At 67.1% G+C, this 19691-nt stretch carries 16 protein-coding genes; 8 read left to right on the plus strand and 8 right to left on the minus strand.

The features are described 5' to 3' along the window. Positions 1-93 precede the first annotated feature (93 nt). Genes C4N9_RS04120 through C4N9_RS04130 form a run of 3 tightly spaced genes read right to left on the minus strand, consistent with a single transcriptional unit; the run spans position 94 to position 3871 of the window. A complete protein-coding gene (locus tag C4N9_RS04120) occupies positions 94-1803 on the minus strand; it encodes a peptide ABC transporter substrate-binding protein (RefSeq protein ID WP_109532026.1) in 1710 nt (569 codons plus the stop codon). Further along, the gene (locus C4N9_RS04125; protein ID WP_109532027.1) at positions 1800-2852 is read right to left on the minus strand and encodes an ABC transporter ATP-binding protein; all 1053 of its coding nucleotides are present in this window, start codon (positions 2850-2852) and stop codon (positions 1800-1802) included. Before C4N9_RS04125 ends, C4N9_RS04120 begins: the two co-directional genes overlap by 4 nt. Further along, the gene (locus tag C4N9_RS04130; protein ID WP_109532028.1) at positions 2849-3871 is read right to left on the minus strand and encodes an ABC transporter ATP-binding protein; all 1023 of its coding nucleotides are present in this window, start codon (positions 3869-3871) and stop codon (positions 2849-2851) included. The genes C4N9_RS04125 and C4N9_RS04130 overlap by 4 nt, the downstream gene beginning before the upstream one ends. Before the next feature lie 272 nt (positions 3872-4143). On the opposite strand from C4N9_RS04130, the gene argE reads away from it, so the two are divergent. The 6 genes from argE to C4N9_RS04160 all read left to right on the plus strand — a co-directional run bounded on the left by argE (position 4144) and on the right by C4N9_RS04160 (position 10956). Further along, positions 4144-5331, plus strand: coding sequence for an acetylornithine deacetylase (argE, locus tag C4N9_RS04135; protein WP_109532201.1), 1188 nt, complete (start codon positions 4144-4146; stop codon positions 5329-5331). Continuing rightward, positions 5328-6014: a glutamine amidotransferase-related protein gene (locus tag C4N9_RS04140; protein WP_109532029.1), complete on the plus strand. Its 687-nt coding sequence runs from the start codon at positions 5328-5330 to the stop codon at positions 6012-6014. Before argE ends, C4N9_RS04140 begins: the two co-directional genes overlap by 4 nt. Next, entirely contained in the window at positions 6011-7360 is a 1350-nt protein-coding gene (locus C4N9_RS04145) for an NAD(P)/FAD-dependent oxidoreductase (RefSeq protein WP_109532030.1), read from the plus strand. Before C4N9_RS04140 ends, C4N9_RS04145 begins: the two co-directional genes overlap by 4 nt. Positions 7361-7437: 77 nt before the next feature. Then, positions 7438-8610, plus strand: a complete 1173-nt coding sequence (locus C4N9_RS04150; RefSeq protein ID WP_109532031.1) for a M20 aminoacylase family protein — start codon at positions 7438-7440, stop codon at positions 8608-8610. Positions 8611-8615: 5 nt separating this feature from the next. Next, positions 8616-9785 (plus strand): M20 aminoacylase family protein, encoded by a 1170-nt coding sequence (locus C4N9_RS04155; RefSeq protein ID WP_109532032.1) that lies wholly within the window; start codon positions 8616-8618, stop codon positions 9783-9785. A 10-nt stretch (positions 9786-9795) separates the two neighbouring features. Beyond that, on the plus strand, positions 9796-10956 hold the full coding sequence (locus C4N9_RS04160) for a M20 aminoacylase family protein (RefSeq protein ID WP_109532033.1): 1161 nt from the start codon (positions 9796-9798) through the stop codon (positions 10954-10956). A gap of 5 nt (positions 10957-10961) precedes the next feature. Here C4N9_RS04160 and C4N9_RS04165 read toward each other — a convergent pair whose 3' ends face one another. Genes C4N9_RS04165 through C4N9_RS04185 form a run of 5 tightly spaced genes read right to left on the minus strand, consistent with a single transcriptional unit; the run spans position 10962 to position 16006 of the window. Then, the gene (locus tag C4N9_RS04165) at positions 10962-11351 is read right to left on the minus strand and encodes a hypothetical protein (RefSeq protein WP_109532034.1); all 390 of its coding nucleotides are present in this window, start codon (positions 11349-11351) and stop codon (positions 10962-10964) included. Further along, positions 11351-12454, minus strand: coding sequence for an EscU/YscU/HrcU family type III secretion system export apparatus switch protein (locus C4N9_RS04170; RefSeq protein ID WP_109532035.1), 1104 nt, complete (start codon positions 12452-12454; stop codon positions 11351-11353). The genes C4N9_RS04165 and C4N9_RS04170 overlap by 1 nt, the downstream gene beginning before the upstream one ends. Then, positions 12451-13248 (minus strand): flagellar biosynthetic protein FliR, encoded by a 798-nt coding sequence (locus C4N9_RS04175; RefSeq protein ID WP_245902449.1) that lies wholly within the window; start codon positions 13246-13248, stop codon positions 12451-12453. Before C4N9_RS04175 ends, C4N9_RS04170 begins: the two co-directional genes overlap by 4 nt. After that, positions 13245-15311 carry a flagellar biosynthesis protein FlhA gene (gene flhA / locus C4N9_RS04180; protein WP_109532036.1) on the minus strand — a complete coding sequence of 689 codons (2067 nt, stop codon included), beginning with the start codon at positions 15309-15311 and terminating at the stop codon, positions 13245-13247. Before flhA ends, C4N9_RS04175 begins: the two co-directional genes overlap by 4 nt. Further along, positions 15308-16006 carry a transglycosylase SLT domain-containing protein gene (locus C4N9_RS04185; protein WP_109532203.1) on the minus strand — a complete coding sequence of 233 codons (699 nt, stop codon included), beginning with the start codon at positions 16004-16006 and terminating at the stop codon, positions 15308-15310. Before C4N9_RS04185 ends, flhA begins: the two co-directional genes overlap by 4 nt. Before the next feature lie 407 nt (positions 16007-16413). Between C4N9_RS04185 and C4N9_RS04190 the strand changes: the two genes are divergently transcribed. Beyond that, positions 16414-16620, plus strand: a complete 207-nt coding sequence (locus C4N9_RS04190) for a cold-shock protein (RefSeq protein WP_109532037.1) — start codon at positions 16414-16416, stop codon at positions 16618-16620. 209 nt (positions 16621-16829) lie between these two features. Further along, positions 16830-19691: a monovalent cation/H+ antiporter subunit A gene (locus tag C4N9_RS04195; protein ID WP_109532038.1), complete on the plus strand. Its 2862-nt coding sequence runs from the start codon at positions 16830-16832 to the stop codon at positions 19689-19691.

Raw genomic sequence — 19691 nt, forward strand, 5'->3', positions numbered from 1 at the left:
GTCGGGCAGGCCCGGGCTCCGGGCCGGCAACGCGGGCAGAACGCGAGCGGGTGGCCCGTCCCGAAGGGGGCGGGCCGGTCTTGGGTCAGGCGATCAGCCTTCGACGCGATACCAGTCGGCCGCGTTCCACAGCTCGGAATCCCAGGTGTTCAGCAGTACGCCGCCCAGGCTGTTGGCATGGGCCGAGACACGGCCGCGATCCACCAGCGGAATGATGACGAAGTTCTGCATCAGGATATCGTTGAGCGCGCGCCCGATACGGCCGCGTTCCTCGATATCGGCGGTCTGCGCCAGTTCGAGATGCAGCGCATCGTATTCGGGATCGCAGAAGCGGTTGATATTCTCGCCCTGCCACTGGTTCGACGGACGCGGTTCCATTCCGCAGCGATAGGCGCCGAGATATTGCTCGGGATCGGTGCCGGGGAAGTTGTTGGCGTACATCTCGACATCAGCATAGAACTTCTGGAACGTGTCGGGCGAACCCGGATCGCCGCCGAAGAAGACCGACGAGTTGATGTTGCGCAGGTTGGCCTCGATGCCGATCTCGCGCCACCATTGCTGGATCAGCGCCTGGAAGTCCTGACGCACGGCGTTGGTCGAGGTCTGGTAATCCAGCACCAGCCGGTCGCCATCGGCATTGACGCGGATGCCGTCGCCGCCGACGGTCCAGCCGGCTTCCTCGAGCAGAGCGCGCGCGCCGTCCAGATCCTGCACCAGGCAGGCATCGTTGGCCTCCGAGGCAAAGATCGGCGGGGCCGGGACAAGGTTGCAGGTCGGGCGACCGGCCTGACCGTAGCCGATTTCCACCAGAAGCTCGCGGTCGATGGCCATCGACAGCGCCTGACGCACGCGGATATCCGACAGGATCGGGTGCGGCGCCTCGCGGGTCGAGCGGATTTCAGGTGGCAGGTCGGGCGAGGGATCGGTCATGTTGACCTCGATCCGTTCGACCAGCGTGCCGAAGGCCGAAACCGGGACGCCCTGACCGCCCTGGGCCATGGTCTGGATGACGTCGGGCGCCAGCTGCAGGTTCCAGGCGTAGTCCATCTCGCCGGTTTCCATCACCGCGCGTCCGGCCGAGGCCGCGTCGCCGCCGCCCTTGAGCGTGACGGTCGCGAAATGCGGCAGCATCGGGTCGCGGTAATTGGGGTTGGCTTCCAGCTGGATCACGTCGTTGGGACGGAAATCGGTCACCACGAAGGGGCCGGTGCCGATCGGGTTGAAATTCGCCTCGGTGCATTCGGGTGCGCGGGCGCCCAGGCAATCGGCGAATTGCGCGGCCTGAAGGATCGGCGCCTGCGCGGTCACGAAGGGGCCGTAGGGAACGGGCTTGGCGACCGAGAAATGCACGGTGACGGTGCGGTCATCGACGATCTCGACGCTTTCCACGTCCTGATAGCGCGCGCCCTGCGCGCAGCCGCCTTCTGGATGCATGCAATATTCGGCGGTAAAGGCCAGGTCGGCCGAGGTAACCGGCGTGCCGTCGGCCCACAGGATCCCTTCGCTGATCGTCCAGGTGATGGACATCAGGTCTTCGGAGACGCCGCCATTCTCGACGGTCGGGATTTCGTCGACGAGCCACGGCACCAGTTCGCCGGATTCGTTGTAGCGGGCGAGCGGTTCGAGCACCAGCGACGAGGCTTCGACATCCTTCGTGCCACCCGACAGATACGGGTTCATGATGGACGGCGCTTGCCAGTAGATGATGTTCAGATGGCCGTCTTCGCCGCGCTCCGCCGATGCCGCCAGCGGCATCAGCGCAAGTGCGGCAGCCGCCCCGTACAGGGCAATTCTGCGTTTCATAGAACCTCTCCTTGTTGGTGTTTTGGGTGCTCGGCCTCGGTGCCGCCGGTTGCGCCGGTGGTCTGGTGTTGCGTGACAAGATGGCAGGCCACGACATGCCCGGGCGCGATTTGCACCGTCTCGGGGTCGATATCGCGGCAGATCTCCATCACCCTGGGACAGCGGGTGCAGAAATTGCAGCCTTTCGGCGGATTCGCGGGCGAGGGGACATCGCCTTTCAGCACGATCCGGTCCTTGCGCGCTTCGAGCGAGGGATCGGGTTCGGGCACGGCCGACAACAGCGCCTCGGTATAGGGATGGCGCGGCGCATCGTAGAGCACGCCGACCGGTGCCATCTCGACGATCTTGCCCAGATACATCACCGCGACCCGGTCGGCGATATGGCGGACCATCGACAGGTCGTGGCTGATGAACAGATAGGTCAGCCCGAATTCGTCCTGCAGCCGTTCCAGCAGGTTCACCACCTGCGCCTGGATCGACACGTCGAGCGCGGCGATGGGCTCGTCGCAGACGATGAATTTGGGATTCAGCGCCAGCGCCCGGGCGATGCCGATCCTTTGACGCTGCCCGCCGGAAAACGCATGTGGATAGCGGTTGGCGAAGTCGCGGTTCAGGCCCACGGCATCCATCAGTTCGTAGATCCGCTCGAGCTTTTTCGCGCGGGGCCAGTCGGTATGTTCGTCCAGCGGCTCGCCGATGATGCCCGCCACCGTCATGCGCGGGTTCAGGCTGGCCTGCGGATCCTGGAACACCATCTGCATGGTCGGGCGCTTGCGGCGCAGCTTCTCGGCAGGCATCGCCGCGATATCCTCGCCGTCGATGATCACCGAACCCGCCGTCGCCTCGTAAAGGCGCAGCACGGCGCGGCCCACCGTCGACTTGCCGCAGCCCGATTCCCCCACCACGCCCAGCGTCTCGCCGGGCTGGATGTCAAAGGACACGCCGTCCACAGCCTTCACCGCGCCGACCTGGCGGCGCAGGATGCCGCCCAGAATGGGAAAGTGCATCTTCAGGTCGCGGACCTCGACCAGCGGACGCGGACCGCTCATGACGCCACCTCGGCGAGATCCTGAACCGGCTCGCCGGTACGGTGATCCCAGTGACAGGCCACATCGTGCCCGGCGCCGATATCGCGCCGCGTGGGGTTCTCGCGCGCGCAGCGGTCGAACGCATGGGCGCAGCGGGCCATGAAGGGGCAGGATTCGGGGTGACGGCCCATGACCGGCGGCTGGCCCTCGATCACCCGCAGCTTGGCGTCGCGCGCGCCGTGGATCTTCGGCATCGTCTGCAACAGCGCGCGGGTATAGGGATGGGCGGGATTGGCGAAGAGTTCGCGCACGGGGCCATGCTCGGCCACCTGACCGCCATACATCACCATGACCCTGTCGGCGATTCCGGCGATGACACCCAGATCGTGGGTGATCCAGATGATCGCCATGCCCAGCTTCTGGCGCAGCTCTTTCACCAGTTCGAGGATCTGCGCCTGGATGGTCACGTCAAGCGCGGTGGTCGGCTCGTCCGCGATCAGCACCTTCGGATCGCAGGCGAGAGCGATGGCGATCATCACCCGCTGACGCATCCCGCCCGAGAACTGGTGCGGGTAATCGCCCAGGCGCCGCCTGGCATCCGGAATGCCCACCAGCTCCAGCAATTCGACCGCGCGTTCGCGGGCGCGGGTCTTGGACATGCCCAGATGCGTGCGCAGCGGTTCGGTCAGCTGAAAGCCCACGGTGAATACCGGGTTCAGCGAGGTCATCGGGTCCTGAAACACGAACCCCACTTCGCGGCCCCGGACCTTGCGCAGCCCGTCCTCGCCCAGCGTCAGCAGGTCCGTATCCCCAAGCCATACCTCGCCGCCGCGAATTTCCGCGGGCGGAGACGGCAGAAGCCCCAGAAGCGACATCATGGTGACGGACTTGCCCGAGCCGGATTCGCCCACGACGCCAAGCAGCTCACCGGGGCGCAGATCGAAGCTTACGGAATTGACGGCATGGACCTCACCCGACCGGGTGCTGAACACCGTCTTCAGGTTCCTGACATCAAGAACCGGCACCGCCCCGTCATGCATGGGCGTCTCCCCGTTGTGTTTTTTTGTTCCGGTCAGTGTTCTGACTCGGTCTTTATCGGGGAAGCTTGGCAACATTCCCGCGTTACGGCAAGAAAAAACGCGGAGCCCCGAAAGCGCGATAAAAGCGCGGATTGCTCAATTTTTCCGCGAAAATAATCGCCTATGCGCCGGTTTCTGCCTGCCGCAACGTCATTGGCTTGCGGCGTCGCGGGGCTTGACCTCTCTATGGGCGCGTGGCGAGGATGGCCTTGTCCAACCCCCTGGAGACCCTGATGACGACCCCCGACAGCGCCGCCCTGAACCCCGAGGCCGGCCCGCGAGAGATCCTGCAATCGCTGATCGCCTTTCCGACCGTCAGCCGCGACACCAACCTGCCGCTGGTCGAGTGGGTCGAGGCGTTTCTGGCGTCGAACGGCATCGACAGCACGCGCGTGATGTCGCCCTGCGGCACCAAGGCGCATTTGTACGCGCAGGTCGGGCCGGATGCGCCGGGCGGGGTGGTCCTGTCGGGCCATACCGACGTGGTGCCGGTCGACGGGCAGGCCTGGGATACCGACCCCTGGACGCTGACCGAGAAGGACGGCAGGCTTTACGGTCGCGGCACCTGCGACATGAAGGGGTTCGACGCGCTGGCGCTCTGGGCGATGGCCCGGGCGTCACGCCTGCCGCTGACGCGCCCGCTGCAGCTGGCCTTCAGCTATGACGAAGAGGTGGGCTGCATGGCGGTCGCCGATCTGGTCGAGGCGATGATCGGCTCGGACCTGCCGCGCGCCGAGACGGTAATCGTGGGCGAGCCGTCGATGATGAAGGTGGTGACCGGCCACAAGGGCGGGCTGGGCGTGCATGTCCATATCCGCGGCTACGAGGTCCATTCCTCGATGCAGCCTTACGGCGTGAGCGCGATCATGGAGGGCGCGCGGCTGATCCAGTGGTGCAACGAGATGAATGCCGCGAATGCCGCCGACGCGCCGCCCAGCGCCTTGGCCGCGCCCTTCGATCCGCCCTTCACGACGCTGCATGTCGGCGTGATCTCGGGCGGGACCGCGCATAACATCACCGCCAAGGATTGCGATTTCCTGATCTCGGTGCGGCAGGTGCCGGGCGATACCGGCTGGGGCGAGAAGATCGAAGCCGCCGCGCGCGAGATCGAGGCGGGGATGCAGGCGATCCGCCCCGAGACGGGGATCGCGCTGGACATGGGCTTCGGCGTGCCGCCGCTGACGCCCGAACAGGGCGGCCCGGCCGAACTGCTCACCCGCCGCCTGACGGGCGACAATGGCGAGCATGTCGTGAGCTACGGCACCGAGGGCGGGCAATTCCAGAGCCGCGGCTACTCGGTCGTGGTCTGCGGGCCGGGCGACATCGCGCAGGCGCATCAGCCCAACGAGTTTCTGGACATCGCCCAGCTCGAAGCCGGGCAGGTCTTCATGGAAAAGCTGCTGGACGAACTCTGTCAATGAGCCGGATCCTTCTGGTCAGCCATGGCTATGACGGGCCGGTGCCCGATCGGGTGCGGCTGTTTCTCGAGCGCACGGGCCGGCCCTACGACGTGGTCGCGCCCCATGCCGGGGACAGCTTGCCCGACAGCATGGCGGGCCTCGGCGGCGTGGTGATCTATGGCGGCGGGCAGGAGATCTACCAGACCGACCTTTATCCCTACCTTGCCGATGAACACGCCTTTGCCCGCCGCGCCGTGGCCGGGAACGTGCCGCTTCTGGGGATCTGTCTTGGTGCGCAATGCATCGCCCATGCTCATGGCGCCGAGGTGCGCCCGCGCTCCGACGCGGCCTATGAATTCGGCTATTACGACATCGCGCCGACCGCGGCGGGCAAGGCGCTGCTGCCCGCCCCCATGACGATGCCGCAATGGCACTGGCACGGCGCCGCGCTGCCCGAGGGCGCCGAGCTTCTGGCGTCCAGCGCGATGTTCCCGACACAGGCCTTCCGGCTGGGATCGGCCATCGGCTTCCAGTTCCATCCCGAAGTCACCGCCGATCTGATGCGTCACTGGCAAAGCCTGCCCGAAGCGCCCTTCGGCGCGCCCGGCGCCCAGACACGGGCCGAGCAGCAGGCGCTGATGGATCGCCACGACGCGGCGATCGACACGTGGTTCAACAGCTTTCTTTCCGGATTCTTCGCATGAACGATTTTCCTCTGACCGCAGCCCTGTCCCGACGCCATGCCGACGCTCTTCCCGCCGAGGCGGATGTCGTGGTGATCGGCGGCGGCATCGCCGGTGTCAGCGCCGCGTGGGAGCTTGCAGGGAAGGGCCTGAAGGTCGTTTTGTGCGACAAGGGCCGGGTCGGGGCCGAGCAATCGGGGCGCAACTGGGGCTGGATCCGGGTGCATGGGCGTGACCCGTCCGAGATCCCGCTGGTGCTGGAAGCGCGGCGGATCTGGGAAAGCTGGGCGCAAAGGCTGGGGCCCGATCTGGGCTACAAGGTCGTCGGCGTCACCTATCTGGCCCGCACCAAGGCCGAACTGGCCGAGGACGAGGCGTGGATGAAACACGCCCGCGCGCATGATCTCGACACGCGGATGCTGAGCCGGGCCGAGACCGCCGAGCGGATGGTCAATGCCGCGCCCGACCGCTGGATCGGCGCGATGCACACGGCCTCGGACGCCAAGGCCGAGCCCTGGGTCGCGGTGCCGATGATGGCGCGATCCCTGGCCGGGGCGGGGGTGACGATCCGCGAATCCTGCGCGGTGCGCAGCCTGATCGTCGAAGCCGGGCGCGTGCGCGGCGTGGTGACCGAGGACGGGCCGGTCCGCGCGGACGCGGTGGTGCTGGCTGGCGGGGCGTGGTCGTCGCTTTTCCTGCGCGCCCACGGTGTCGACATCCCGCAATTGTCGGTTCTGGCCTCGGCCTGCGCGACGGTGCCATTGCCCGAGGGCTTCGACGGCGCGGCATCGGACCCGCAATTCGCGCTCAGGCGCCGGGCGGATGGCGGCTATACCGTCGCGCCGGGCGACACCCATGTCATGTATGTGGGGCCCGACGCGTTCCGGCATCTGCGCGCCTATCTGACCGTGCTGAAAACCGACTGGCGCAGCACCAAGCTGCGCCCCTATGCGCCGGCGGGCTTCCCCGATGCATGGTCGACCCGTCGTCACTGGGCGCCCGACCAGCCATCGCCGTTCGAAAAGATGCGCATCCTCGACCCCAAGCCTGACGGGAAAGCGCTCGACGCCGCCCTGACGGCGTTCGGCAAGGCCTATCCCACGATCGGCAAACCGGCGATCCGCGCGTGGTGGGGCGGGATGATCGACACGATGCCCGACGTGGTGCCGGTTCTCGACACGATCGACGCTTTGCCCGGCCTGACCGTCGGATGCGGGCTGTCTGGCCATGGTTTCGGCATCGGTCCGGCCATCGGGCGGGTGCTGGCCGATCTGGCGACCGGGGGCGATCCAGGGCACGATTTGTCGCGCTTCCGTCTGGCGCGGTTTCGCGATGGCAGCGTGGTGACGCCGGGTCCGGCGCTGTAAGAGCGGGTATCACCACTCTTGTCCGGGCGCCGTTTCCGCGTCACGCTCGGCTATAAGGAAACCGCAGGAGCGTATCGATGCCCGTCCGTAACCGTCTTGCCGAGCTGCACCCCGAAATCACCGAGTGGCGCCACGACCTGCACGAGCATCCCGAACTGCTCTATGACCTGCCGCGCACGCAGGCTTTCGTGGCCGGGAAGCTGACCGAATTCGGCTGCGATGAGGTGGTGCAGGGAATCGGACGTTCAGGCGTCGTGGCGGTGATCCGGGGGCGCAAGACCGGCTCGGGCAAGGTGGTGTGTTTCCGCGCCGATATGGACGCCCTGCCGATCACCGAGGCGACGGGGCTCGATTTCGCGTCGAAAACGCCGGGCAAGATGCATGCCTGCGGGCATGACGGGCATACCTCGATCCTGCTGGGGGTGGCCAAGTACCTGTCCGAGACACGCAATTTCGACGGCACCGTGGTGCTGGCCTTTCAGCCCGCCGAGGAAGGCGGGGCAGGGGCCAAGGCGATGGTCGATGACGGGCTGATGGATCGCTGGGGCGTGCAGGAGGTCTATGGGCTGCACAACATGCCCGATCTTCCGGTCGGCCATTTCGCGATCCGCGAGGGCGCGCTGCTGGCCTCAGCCGACGAATTCGAGATCACCGTCACCGGGCGCGGCGGACATGCCGCGATGCCGCATGCGGCAGTCGATACAACGCTGGTGGCCAGCCATATCGTCGTGGCGCTGCAATCGGTGGTCGCGCGCAATATCGACCCGCTCGGCTCGGTCGTGGTGACGGTGGGCAGTTTCCACACGGATTCGGTCGTGTCGAATGTGATCGCGCACGAGGTCGTGCTGAAAGGCACGGTGCGCACGCTTGACCCCGCGCTGCGCAAGCTCGCCCATGAACGGATCGCGGCGCTCGTGCCCGCCACGGCATCGGCCTTTGGCGCCAGCGCCGCGCTGGATTATCGCTGGGGCTACCCGGTGACGATGAACCATCCCGAGCAGACCGCCTTTGCCGCCGATTGTGCCGTCGAGGTCGCGGGCGCGGCCCATGTGGACCGCGCGACGAAGCCCGTGATGCCGGCCGAGGATTTCGCCTATATGCTCGAGGCGCGGCCGGGCGCCTATATCTTCCTGGGCAATGGCGACACGCCGATGTGCCACCACCCCGCCTATCGCTTCGACGACGAGGCGATCCCGCATGGATGCAGCTGGTTCGTCACGCTTGCCGAACGCCGGATGCCGCTGGAGTAACGCCGATGCCGATCAAGAACCGTTTCGCCGAACTTCTGCCGGAGATCGCCGCGTGGCGGCGGGATTTCCACGCCCATCCCGAATTGCAGTTCGAGCTTCCCCGAACCTCGGCGCGCGTGGCATCGCTGTTGCGCGATTTCGGCGTCGACGAGGTGGTCGAGGGGATCGGGCGCTCGGGCGTGGTCGCGGTGATCCGGGGCCGGCAGGCGGCTTCGGGCCGCGTGCTGGGCTTTCGCGCCGACATGGACGCGCTGCCGATCATCGAGGCGACGGGAGCGGATTACGCCTCGACCCATGCGGGAAAGATGCATGCCTGCGGCCATGACGGACATACGTCGATCCTGCTCGGTGCCGCGAAATACCTGGCCGAGACGCGGAATTTCGATGGCACCGTGGTGCTGATCTTCCAGCCTGCCGAAGAGGGCGGCGGCGGTGCCAAGGCAATGGTCGAGGACGGCGTTCTGGACCGGTTCGGCATCCAGGAAGTCTATGGTCTGCACAACAACCCCGGCGCGCCGGTAGGGTCCTTCGCGATCAAGGAGGGTCCGTTGCTGGCTGCTGCGGACTTCTTCGAGATCACGGTCAAGGGCAAGGGCGGCCATGGCGCGCAGCCGCATGTGACCGCCGACGCAACGCTGGCGGGCGCGGCGGTGGTGATGGCGCTGCAACAGGTCGTGTCGCGCAATATCGACCCGCTGCAACCCGTCGTCCTGTCGGTCACGGGCTTCGCCACCGACACGATGGCGCATAACGTGATCCCCGATACCGCGCGGCTGACCGGCACCGTCCGCACCTTCGACGTGGCCACCAAGAACCGTGTCCGCGAGCGGATGCAGGCGGTGGCCGAGGCGACGGCGCAGGCCTACGGGGCCACGATCGCGATGGATTATGTCGACGGCGTGTTGCCCACGATCAACGCGCCAGAGGCAACCGGCCACGCCATAGCCGCCGCCGAAGCGGTCGCGGGCCGCGTCGATACCACGCTTGAGCCGTCGATGGGCGGCGAGGATTTCTCGGAAATGCTGGCACAGCGCCCGGGGGCCTTCATCCTGCTGGGGAATGGCGACAGCGCCGATCTTCACCATCCGAAATACGATTTCAACGACGAGGCGATCCCGGCCGGTTGCAGCTGGTTCGCGGCCCTCGCCGAACAACGTATGCCGATCACGGCCTGAGGAGACATCCATGCCGGTCAAGAACCGTTTCGCCGAATTGCTGCCCGATATCACCGCCTGGCGCCGCGATTTCCACGAGAATCCCGAAATCCTGTTCGAGGTGCATCGCACTGCCGGCATCGTCGCCGAGAAGCTGCGCGCCTTCGGCTGTGACGAGGTGGTCGAAGGCATCGGGCGCACCGGCGTCGTGGGCGTGATCCGGGGCAAGGCGACCGGCTCGGGCAAGGTGATCGGGCTGCGGGCGGATATGGACGCGCTGCCGATCTTTGAGGCGACGGGCGCGCCCCATGCCTCGAAAGTGCCGGGCGCCATGCATGCCTGCGGCCATGACGGCCATACGGCGATGCTGCTGGGTGCCGCGCAATACCTGGCCGAGACGCGCAATTTCGACGGCACCGTCGTGGTGATCTTCCAGCCCGCCGAAGAGGGCGGCGGCGGCGGGCGCTTCATGTGCGAAGACGGGCTGATGGAGCGCTGGGGCATTCAGGAAGTCTACGGCATGCATAACTGGCCCGGCATGCCGGTCGGGTCCTTCGCGATCCGCCCGGGCGCTTTCTTTGCCGGCACCGATCAGTTCCGCATTCTGGTCGAAGGGCTGGGCGGCCATGCCGCGAAGCCCCATGAGACCGTCGACACGACCGTGGTCGCCGCGCATCTGGTCACTGCCTTGCAAACCATCGCCAGCCGCAACCACGACCCGGTGAAAAATCTGGTGGTTTCGGTCACGTCGTTCCGCACGGAATCCGAAGCGTTCAACGTCATCCCGCAGCATGTCGAACTGCGCGGCACGGTGCGCACGATGGATCCCGAAACCCGCAAGATGGCCGAACAGCGCATCAAGGAGATCGCCGCGGGCGTCGGCGCGACCTTCGGCGCGAAGGCCGAGGTCGACTGGCGCCCGGGCTATCCGGTGATGGTCAACAGCGAGGAACAGACGGCTTTCGCCGCCGAGGTCGCGGCCAAGGTCTCGGGCGACTGCGCCGAGGCGCCCTTGGTCATGGGCGGCGAGGATTTCGCCTACATGCTCGAGGAACGGCCCGGCGCCTATATCCTCGTGGGCAACGGCGATACCGCGATGGTGCACCATCCGGCCTATGATTTCGACGACAACGCGATCCCGGCGGGGTGTTCGTGGTGGGCCGGGATCGTCGAGCAGCGGATGCCGGCCTGATCCGCTCAGCGCTCTTTCCCGCGCGCGTCGCGACAGGCGGCCTGCGCGCGGTCGCGCAGGGTTTCCAGCACCTCGGCCCGCCCGAAGGCGCGGCTCGCGGCGGGTCGCTGGCGCAACCAGTCGGCGGTGGTCGCGGCCAGCTGCTGGTTGAGCCGGCTATGCCGTGTCTCGATCCAGCGTCGGTGCGCCAGCCGCGCGGCCAGCATCGCCGGGTCGACCGAGCCGCCCTCGTCCTCGGCCGTCAGCGGCGCCTCGGTGGTCTTCAGCGCCGACAGCGCCGTCTTCAGCCGGTTGCGGCTTTGGGCGACGGCGGCCAGCTTGGCCAGTTCCGCATCGCGCTTCATCGCGCTCAGCGCCGCAAGCCGCTGCAGGGTCTCGAGCTTCCGACGGTCCATCAGCGTCTCTTCCCGCGGCGGGTGCCCCGTGCCCGGGCCTTGGCCCGCATCGTGTCGGCAAAGCGGATCGCGGCGGCGACGGGCTGATAAAGCTCAGGCGCGATCTCGGCGCCCAGGGGCACGGTGGCAAAGATCGCCCGCGCGGTGGGCGGGTCGGAATGGATCGGCACGCCCGCCTCGCGCGCCACCTCACGGATGCGCGCGGCGGTATCGTCGGTGCCCTTGGCCACGCAGACCGGCGCCCCGGCCGATCCCGGCGCCCAGGCCAGCGCCACGGCGTAATGCGTCGGGTTGACGATCACCACGGCGGCGCGCGGCACTTCGGCGATCATCTGGTTCGAGGCATAGCCGGCCGCGCGCGCGCGCCGCTCCTGTTTCAGATGCGGATCGCCCTCGGCCTGTTTGTGATCCTCGCGCAGCTCCTGATGCGACATCTTCTGTTTGCGCCGGTGATCGAAGACCTGCCACAGGTAATCCAGCCCCCCGATCGCCAGCATGATCAGCACGACCAGCGCCATGAACTCGGCCAGCATCCGCATCAGGGCGACGCTGGCCTGACCCGGGCTCTGCTCGATCGTGATCACCAGATCCGGCATCCGGGCCCAGAGGAACAGCCACAGCAGCAGGCAGTAGATCGCCAGCTTGATCGAGGATTTCGCAAATTCGACCAAACCCGAAAGACCGAACTTGTTCTTCGCATTCGCGATGGGCGAGATGCGCTGCGCCTTGAACTGCAGTTTCTCAGGCGCAAAGACCAGGCCGCGCAGCGCGATCAGCGCGGCGATCACCAGAGCGCCGGGCACGATCAGGATCGGCGCCATCGCCGCGATCACCGCGTTCAGGATCGTGCCCCCCAGCGCCGTCCCGCCACCCAGAAGCAGCGGCCCCAGGCTGTCGGGATGATCCAGCAGCGACACCCCCAGCTCGCCCAGCTTCATCGGGACCCAGCCGCCGGGCAGCAGCACCAGACACAGGAAACCCGCCATCGCCACGGCGGCGGTCAGGTCTCCGCTGCGCGGCAGGTCGCCCTTGCGCCGCGCCTCGTCCAGCTTGCGCGGCGTGGCCTCGTGCGGCTTGTCGGCGCCGTCGTCTTCGCCGCTCATGGCGCCACCGGGTTGCCCAGCGTGGCCAGGAAAGCGGGGATCCAGACGCTCAGCATGATGGGTGCGGTGATGAAGAGCAGGAACAGCCCGCCCAGCGTCAGCGCCGGGGCGCCCACGAAAGCCACCATCAGCTGTGGCATCGCCCGGTTGATCGCCCCAAGCGCAAGGTTATAGAGCCCCGCGCCGATGACGAAGGGCGCGGCCAGCGAGAAGGCCAGCGCGAAAGCCTGAGCGACCCGCGCCACGCCCCATTGCGCGACCGATGCCGGATCGGGCCACTGGCCGGGAGTGAACAGCTCGTAGGACAGGACGAGATACTGCACCAGCCGCTCGGGCAGTCCCGCCATCGCCGCCGCGCAGAGCCCGGCCATGACCAGCACCTGCGAGATCGCCGGTTGCGGATCGACGCCCGCACCGCCAAAGGCCTGCGACAGCGAGGTCGCCTGCGCGGCCATGGTGCCGGCCATCATCAGCGCCTGGATCATCAGCCGCAGCGCCATGCCCAGCATCACGCCGATCAGCGTTTCCTGCGCCGAGAAGATCACCCAACCCAGCGGCGTGGGCGGGGGCACAGGCACCGCCTCCACGACTGCCGGGGCCACGACGACGGTCGTCACCAGCGCTGCCGCCAGCCGGATCCGCGCGGGCACGACACGCTCGCCGAAAACCGGCACCACGGCAAAGACCGGTCCGATCCGCGCGAAGACCAGCGCGCCGCCTGCAAACCACGCCTGAAGCTGCGCGGCGAGCGCGGTCAGCGCGGCGATCATCTCGGCGCTCAGTGCATCGGTCATGCGGCGATCTGCCCGACAAGCGCGGGACGCGCCTCCATCCCGATTTCCTCGAAGGCGAGAACCGGGGCCGAGACGTCGCGCGCGGCCATCACGGTGCGCAGGAAGCGGCGGCGGCGCGCGGGCGAGACCAGCGCGGCCTGCGTCCCCTCGTCGGCCAGATCGGCAAAGGTGCGCGCCAGCGCGGTGGCGAGCTTGCCGAAATCCTCGGGCGGCAGGGCGATGTCGAAGGCGCCGCGCTCGCCGTCGATCTGGTAGCGGGTAAAGACCTCTTCCCATTCGGGTGCCAGCTGGACCAGCGGCAGCGTGCCATCGGCGCGTTTGAGCGCCGCGACAAGCTGAAACCCCATGCGCTGGCGCACATGCTCGCAGACCGCTTCCGGGGTCAGATGCTGCACCCGCAATTCGGCGATGCTTTCAAGGATCAGCGGCAGGTTGCGGATCGACACCCGTTCATCGAGCAGAAGCCGCAGCACCGCCAGCAGCGTGTCCACCGGCACCTTGTCGGGGATCAGTTCATCGATCAGGCGGCGATTGGCCTCGGCCCGCGCGGGGTCCGAGAGATTGGTCATCTCGTCGAGCATCCGGCGCAGCCCGCGCAGGGTCAGAAGCCGCGCGAAGTTCGATTTCAGCACTTCGAGCAGATGCGTCGCCAGCACCTCGGCGGGCGAGACCACGGTCAGCCCGCTCAGCGCCGCGCTTTCCTCGTCGGCGCGGTCGATCCAGCGGGCGGGGGCGGCATAGACCGGCTCGCGCACATCGGTGCCGGGGGGCGCGGTATCGGCCGCGCCGTCGGGCAGCAGCGCCAGCCGCTGATCGGGGCGCAGGCGGTCGCGGCCCTGTTCGACGCCCTGGATGAGGATCGCGTATGCGCCCGGGTTGAGCGCCGGATCGTCGGTCAGCCGGACCTCGGGCAGGATCAGCCCGAAGCTGCGCGCCACGTGGTTGCGCATGTTCATGATCCGCGCGTCGAGCCCGGTCGCGGGGTCCAGCACCATCGGCACGAGATCGGGCGCGAAGGTGACGTGGATCTCGTCGAGATCCAGCACGTCGCCCAGCGATGTGGGTTTCTCGGCCGGGGGCGGCGCTGCCTCGGTCTTCTGGCGCGCAAGGGCGGCGCGGCGCGCGACCCAGCCGGCGGCCCCCAGAAGCGTGCCGCCGATGACGAAGGGCGTGAAGGGCAGGCCCGGCACCAGCGCGAAAAGCAGCATCAGCATCGCCACCGTCAGCAGCGCCGAGGGGTATCGGCCCAACTGCGCCATCAGCGCGGTATCGGTGGCGCCGCTGGCCCCGCCGCGCGCCAGAAGAAGCGCCGCCGCGATCGAGATGACGACGGCGGGGATCTGGCTGACCAGCCCGTCGCCCACGGTGAGGATCGCGTAGGTTTCGAACGCTTCGCCCAGCGACAGGTCATGCACGAGCGTGCCCATCAGCAGGCCGACGACGATGTTGAGCACGGTGATCAACAGGCCCGCGATGGCGTCGCCCTTGACGAATTTCGACGCCCCGTCGAGCGAGCCGAAGAACGTGGTCTCGGCCTGTTCCCGTTCCCGCCGGGCGCGGGCCTCGACATGGGTGATGGCGCCCGCCGACATATCCGCGTCGATCGCCATCTGCTTGCCCGGCATCCCGTCCAGCGCGAAGCGGGCGCCCACTTCGGCCATCCGTCCCGCGCCCTTGGTGATGACGATGAAATTGACGATCAGCAGGACGCAGAACACCACCACGCCCAGAAACACGCTGCCGCCCATGATGAAGCTGGCAAAACCCTGGATCACGCTGCCGGCGGCCTGCGGGCCGGTATGCCCTTCGCCGATGATCAGCCGGGTCGAGCTGACATTGAGCGACAGGCGCAGCATCAAAGAGGCCAGCAGCACGGTTGGGAAGATCGAGAAATCGAGCGGTCGCTCGATGAACAACGTGATGGTGAACATCAGGATCGCCAGCGCGAAGGACGCGGCGAGGCCGATATCCAGCATCCAGGCGGGCATCGGCAGGATCATCATCACGATGATCGCCATCAGCGCCATGGCCAGAAGGACGGTGGGCTGGAACAGGCGGGTCATGGGCGGACCTCGATGAAGGGGCGGGGGCCCGTTGCGGTATCCGGGACCAGCGACGCGCCCGAGGCCCGTCCGCCCAGAAGCGGGTAGGTATTGACCCGGGGCGCGCCGGCGCGGGGCGCGGAGATCAGCGCGCTCAATGTCGGGCGGTCGCGCAGTTCCGCGCGGATGCGCGTGAAGCGGGCGCGGTAGCGGTCGGCAAAGCGGGGCGTGCGCGAGTGGTAGGCTCCCGCCGCGCCCTCCCATGATCCGAATTCGTCGTAAAGTTCGGCCATGAGGCGCGCGGCGTAGCGCCCGGCGGTTGTCGGGTCGAGCAGGTCCTCGGGCCGGGTGAAATGCGCGCCGTGCCAGTGCCAGTTGATCTGGAAACAGCCCAGATCGAACAGATCCTGTCCGCGCGCCAGCAGGCTGCGGGCGAATCGCGCCGCCTCGTCGGGGGTGTCGAACCAGTGGCCGCGCCCTTCGGCATTGGCGGTCCAGGGCCAGGGGCGCAGGCCGCCATCGCCGCCGCGGCCGGTTTCGGTCAGGGTGATGGCCAGCATCACCTCGGCGGGTACTCCCGCCTCGCGCGCCGCGCTGACGGCGGCCGATTCGCACAGTTCCGGACGGGCAAGGGCAGGGGGCGCCGCCGCGAGATGCAGGGCCAGCGCCAGGGCAGCTGCCTTGGTCGCAGCGGGACGGGGGCGAGATTTCTTCATCGCGTTCACCGGGGCGTGGGCAGGATAGACAAAGAAGCGGAGCGGGCAGGGCAAGCGCAGCCTAGCGCGGGTATGGTTGACAAAGCGTTGACCGCGCAGGGGAAGGGCAAGACGCCGCATCGCCCGCCGGATCGGTGCCCTGACGGGGGGCCGGGCCGCCCTCCTGCTGCGTCCCCTCGTCGCACCAAACCGCCGCCCGGCACCCGGCAAAGAGCCGCCGTCCGGACAGGCACGAGCCGTCTTGCGCCACGCTGCTCTTGTACTTCGACGCATTTTCGGCCATAAGTAGGCCTGCGACGTTATCTGCATCGACCTGTCGGCCCTTATCGGCCTCCTCTGCTCGATTACGATGTTACCGAGCCGGGTTGCCGCATACTGTGGGCAGCATTTTGACAGGAGTACTCACGATGGCCAATGGCACCGTGAAATGGTTCAACGAAACCAAGGGTTACGGCTTCATCCAGCCGGAAAGCGGCTCGAAGGACATCTTCGTGCATATCAGCGCTGTCGAGCGTTCGGGCCTGCGCGGTCTGAATGACGGCCAGAAAGTGACCTACGATCTGGAAACCAGCCGTGACGGCCGCGAGTCGGCCACCAACCTCGCGCTGGTGTGATCGATACGGATCCCCGTATCCCCTTGACTTTCAAGACGGGCGGCCGCTTTGGCCGCCCGTTTTATTTTGTCGCACCCTGCCGCGGATCACGGCCTCCGGTTTCGCTTGACACCGACGCTCAGTAAACAATTTTTAGGAATGAGGCCGGGGCTTTCCGGCCATTTTTGTGATCGGCCCCCGGCGGGCCGCCCTCGGACAAAGGAACCGACATGTCCCTTGCCCTGATCGCGGCGCTGCCTTTCATTGGCGCTCTGTTTCCTGGCCTGATGATCCGCGCGGGCCGCAATGTCTGCGCCTCGATAACCCTGTCGGCGACCGCGCTGGCGCTGATCGGTCTTCTGATGAACGCGCCCGCCGTGTTCCTGCGCGGCGAGACGATCCTCGAAAGCTACGAATGGCTTCCGCAGATCGGGCTGAACGTGAATTTCATGCTCGACGGTCTGGGGTTCCTGTTCGCGCTGATGATCCTCGGGATCGGGCTGCTGATCATCATCTACGCGCGCTTCTACCTCGCCGGCTCGGACCCGATGGGGAATTTCTATACCTATCTGCTGTTGTTCCAGGGCGCGATGGTGGGCATCGTTCTGTCCGATAACATCCTGCTTTTGCTGATTTTCTGGGAGCTTACCTCGCTCTCGTCCTTCCTGTTGATCGGCTATTGGAAGCACCTGCCCGACGGGCGGCAGGGCGCGCGGATGGCGCTGACGGTGACCGGGATGGGCGGGCTGGCGATGATCGGCGGGATGCTGATCCTGGGCCAGATCGCGGGCAGCTACGACATCCACGTCATCTTGCAGAATGGCGATGCGATCCGCGAGAGCGAGCTGTACCTGCCCGCGCTGATCCTGATCCTGCTGGGCGCTTTTACCAAGTCCGCGCAGTTCCCGTTCCACTTCTGGCTGCCCCACGCCATGGCCGCGCCGACGCCGGTATCGGCCTATCTGCACTCGGCCACGATGGTGAAGGCGGGGCTGTTCCTGATGGCGCGGATGTGGCCGGCATTGTCGGGGACGCCGGAATGGTTCTGGATCGTGTCGGTGGCGGGGCTGATCACGATGGTTCTCGGCGCCGTGATCGCGCTGTTCAAGGACGATCTCAAGGCGCTTCTGGCCTTTTCGACCGTATCGCATCTGGGCCTGATCACCCTGCTTCTGGGGCTGGGGACGGAGTATGCGGCCTATGCGGCGGTGTTCCACATCATCAATCACGCGACCTTCAAGGCGGCGCTCTTCATGACCGCCGGGATCGTCGATCACGAGGCGCATACCCGCAACATCCGGCTTCTGGGCGGCTTGCGGCGGCTGATGCCGATCACCTTCACCATCGGCACCATCGCAGCGCTGTCGATGGCCGGGATCCCGCTGTTCAACGGCTTCCTGTCCAAGGAGATGATGCTGCAGGCGGCCGAGGAAACGGGCCTGTGGTTCGCCGTTATCGCCACGATCGGCGCGATCTTCTCGGTCGCCTATTCGTTCCGTTTCATCGTCCATACCTTCCTGGGCCCGGTGCGCGACGATTATCCTCACCGCCCGCATGATCCGGGCTTCGGCATGTGGGTGTCGCCGGCCATCCTGTGCGTTCTGGTCGTGGTCATCGGCCTGTTCCCGGCGCAGACCGTGGGCGGCTTCGTCGATGTCGTCGCCTCGGCGGTGGTCGGCAATTACGTCCACGAACACCTGGCCATCTGGCACGGGGTCACGCCCGCACTGATCATGTCGATCATCGCCGTCGGCGTCGGCATCGTCGTGCTGGCCTTCCAGCGGGGGCTGGCGCCGGTCTGGGACAAGGCCCCGCGCCCCGAGGCGAAGGCGATGTTCGACGCGCTGGTCTCGCGCGCGGCCAAGGGCGCGAACGAGCTGACCGATGCGCTGCATGACGGCGCGATCTCGCGCTATCTGGGGATCCTGACAGTGGTCATTCTGGGCTATGCGGTCTGGGCCTTCGTCTCGGGCACGCATGTGCCGGGCACGCGTGAGCTGCTGCCGATCGGCCCGGTCGAGATGGTGTTCTTCGCGGTGCTCATCACCTGCAGCCTGGGTGTCGTGCTGATGCACCGGATGCGGTTCGTGGCGCTGATCGTCATTTCGATCTGCGGACTGGTCGTGGCGATGTCCTTCGTGCGCTTCTCGGCGCCCGACCTGGCGCTCACGCAGCTGACGGTCGAGGTGGCGACGATCATCCTGTTGCTTCTGGCGCTGAATTACATGCCCAAGGAGACCCCCGTCGGCACGACCTTCCCGCGACGGGTGCGCGACGTGGTGATCGCGTTGGTTACCGGCGGCGCGGTGGGCGGTCTGGCCTATGCGCTGCTGACCCGCAGCCCCAGCCTGCCGACGATCTCGGATTACCATGTCGCCAATTCCTATACCGGCGGCGGCGGCAACAACGTGGTCAACGTGATCCTGGTGGATTTCCGGGGCTTCGACACGATGGGCGAGATCATCGTGCTGGGCATCGCCGCGCTGGTCATCTTCGCCATCGTCGAGGCGGCCCTGCAGGGCCCGGCCTCGCGGCGGCTGCGCAACTGGGTGCCCGACATGCCGCAAAGCCGCGACCGTCACCCGCTGATGATGGTCGTCGTCACCCGCATGACACTGCCCATCGCGCTGATCGTCGGGATCTACATCTTCCTGCGCGGGCATAACGAGCCGGGCGGCGGCTTCATCTCGGGGCTGGTCGTGGCGATCGCGCTGTTGATGCAGTACATGGCGTCGGGTTTCGCCTTCAGCACCGAACGGCAGAGGGTGGCCTATCACGGGATGATCTCGGCCGGCGTGCTGATCGCTGTGCTGTCGGGGCTGGCCAGCGTCGTGCTGGGCTGGAACTTCCTGACCTCGACCAATGAATACCTGTATATCCCGGGGCTCGAGCGGATTCACCTGGCCTCGGCCGTGTCGTTCGACCTGGGCGTGTTCCTGACCGTGGTCGGCGCGGTGATGCTGGCGCTGGCCAGCCTCAGCCGGATCGGCCTGCGGGCGGGCGAGGGGGTCAACCTGACCCCGATGGATGTCGATCCGAGCGCCGACCATTCGCGCACCGAGATGCGCGCCGACAGGCAGAAGGAGAACTGA

Origin of the sequence: Pararhodobacter marinus (assembly GCF_003122215.1) — a bacterium.
Taxonomy (GTDB): domain Bacteria; phylum Pseudomonadota; class Alphaproteobacteria; order Rhodobacterales; family Rhodobacteraceae; genus Pararhodobacter; species Pararhodobacter marinus.

Bases quoted from the DNA above. Each gene is read 5' to 3' on its own strand.
- argE (WP_109532201.1), top strand. From the start codon at position 4,144: ATGACGACCCCCGACAGCGCCGCCCTGAACCCCGAGGCCGGCCCGCGA.
- C4N9_RS04155 (WP_109532032.1), top strand. From the start codon at position 8,616: ATGCCGATCAAGAACCGTTTCGCCGAACTTCTGCCGGAGATCGCCGCG.
- C4N9_RS04150 (WP_109532031.1), top strand. From the start codon at position 7,438: ATGCCCGTCCGTAACCGTCTTGCCGAGCTGCACCCCGAAATCACCGAG.
- C4N9_RS04145 (WP_109532030.1), top strand. From the start codon at position 6,011: ATGAACGATTTTCCTCTGACCGCAGCCCTGTCCCGACGCCATGCCGAC.
- C4N9_RS04175 (WP_245902449.1), bottom strand. From the start codon at position 13,248: ATGACCGATGCACTGAGCGCCGAGATGATCGCCGCGCTGACCGCGCTC.
- C4N9_RS04140 (WP_109532029.1), top strand. From the start codon at position 5,328: ATGAGCCGGATCCTTCTGGTCAGCCATGGCTATGACGGGCCGGTGCCC.
- C4N9_RS04190 (WP_109532037.1), top strand. From the start codon at position 16,414: ATGGCCAATGGCACCGTGAAATGGTTCAACGAAACCAAGGGTTACGGC.
- C4N9_RS04195 (WP_109532038.1), top strand. From the start codon at position 16,830: ATGTCCCTTGCCCTGATCGCGGCGCTGCCTTTCATTGGCGCTCTGTTT.
- C4N9_RS04170 (WP_109532035.1), bottom strand. From the start codon at position 12,454: ATGAGCGGCGAAGACGACGGCGCCGACAAGCCGCACGAGGCCACGCCG.
- C4N9_RS04120 (WP_109532026.1), bottom strand. From the start codon at position 1,803: ATGAAACGCAGAATTGCCCTGTACGGGGCGGCTGCCGCACTTGCGCTG.
- flhA (WP_109532036.1), bottom strand. From the start codon at position 15,311: ATGACCCGCCTGTTCCAGCCCACCGTCCTTCTGGCCATGGCGCTGATG.
- C4N9_RS04130 (WP_109532028.1), bottom strand. From the start codon at position 3,871: ATGCATGACGGGGCGGTGCCGGTTCTTGATGTCAGGAACCTGAAGACG.
- C4N9_RS04125 (WP_109532027.1), bottom strand. From the start codon at position 2,852: ATGAGCGGTCCGCGTCCGCTGGTCGAGGTCCGCGACCTGAAGATGCAC.
- C4N9_RS04165 (WP_109532034.1), bottom strand. From the start codon at position 11,351: ATGGACCGTCGGAAGCTCGAGACCCTGCAGCGGCTTGCGGCGCTGAGC.
- C4N9_RS04160 (WP_109532033.1), top strand. From the start codon at position 9,796: ATGCCGGTCAAGAACCGTTTCGCCGAATTGCTGCCCGATATCACCGCC.
- C4N9_RS04185 (WP_109532203.1), bottom strand. From the start codon at position 16,006: ATGAAGAAATCTCGCCCCCGTCCCGCTGCGACCAAGGCAGCTGCCCTG.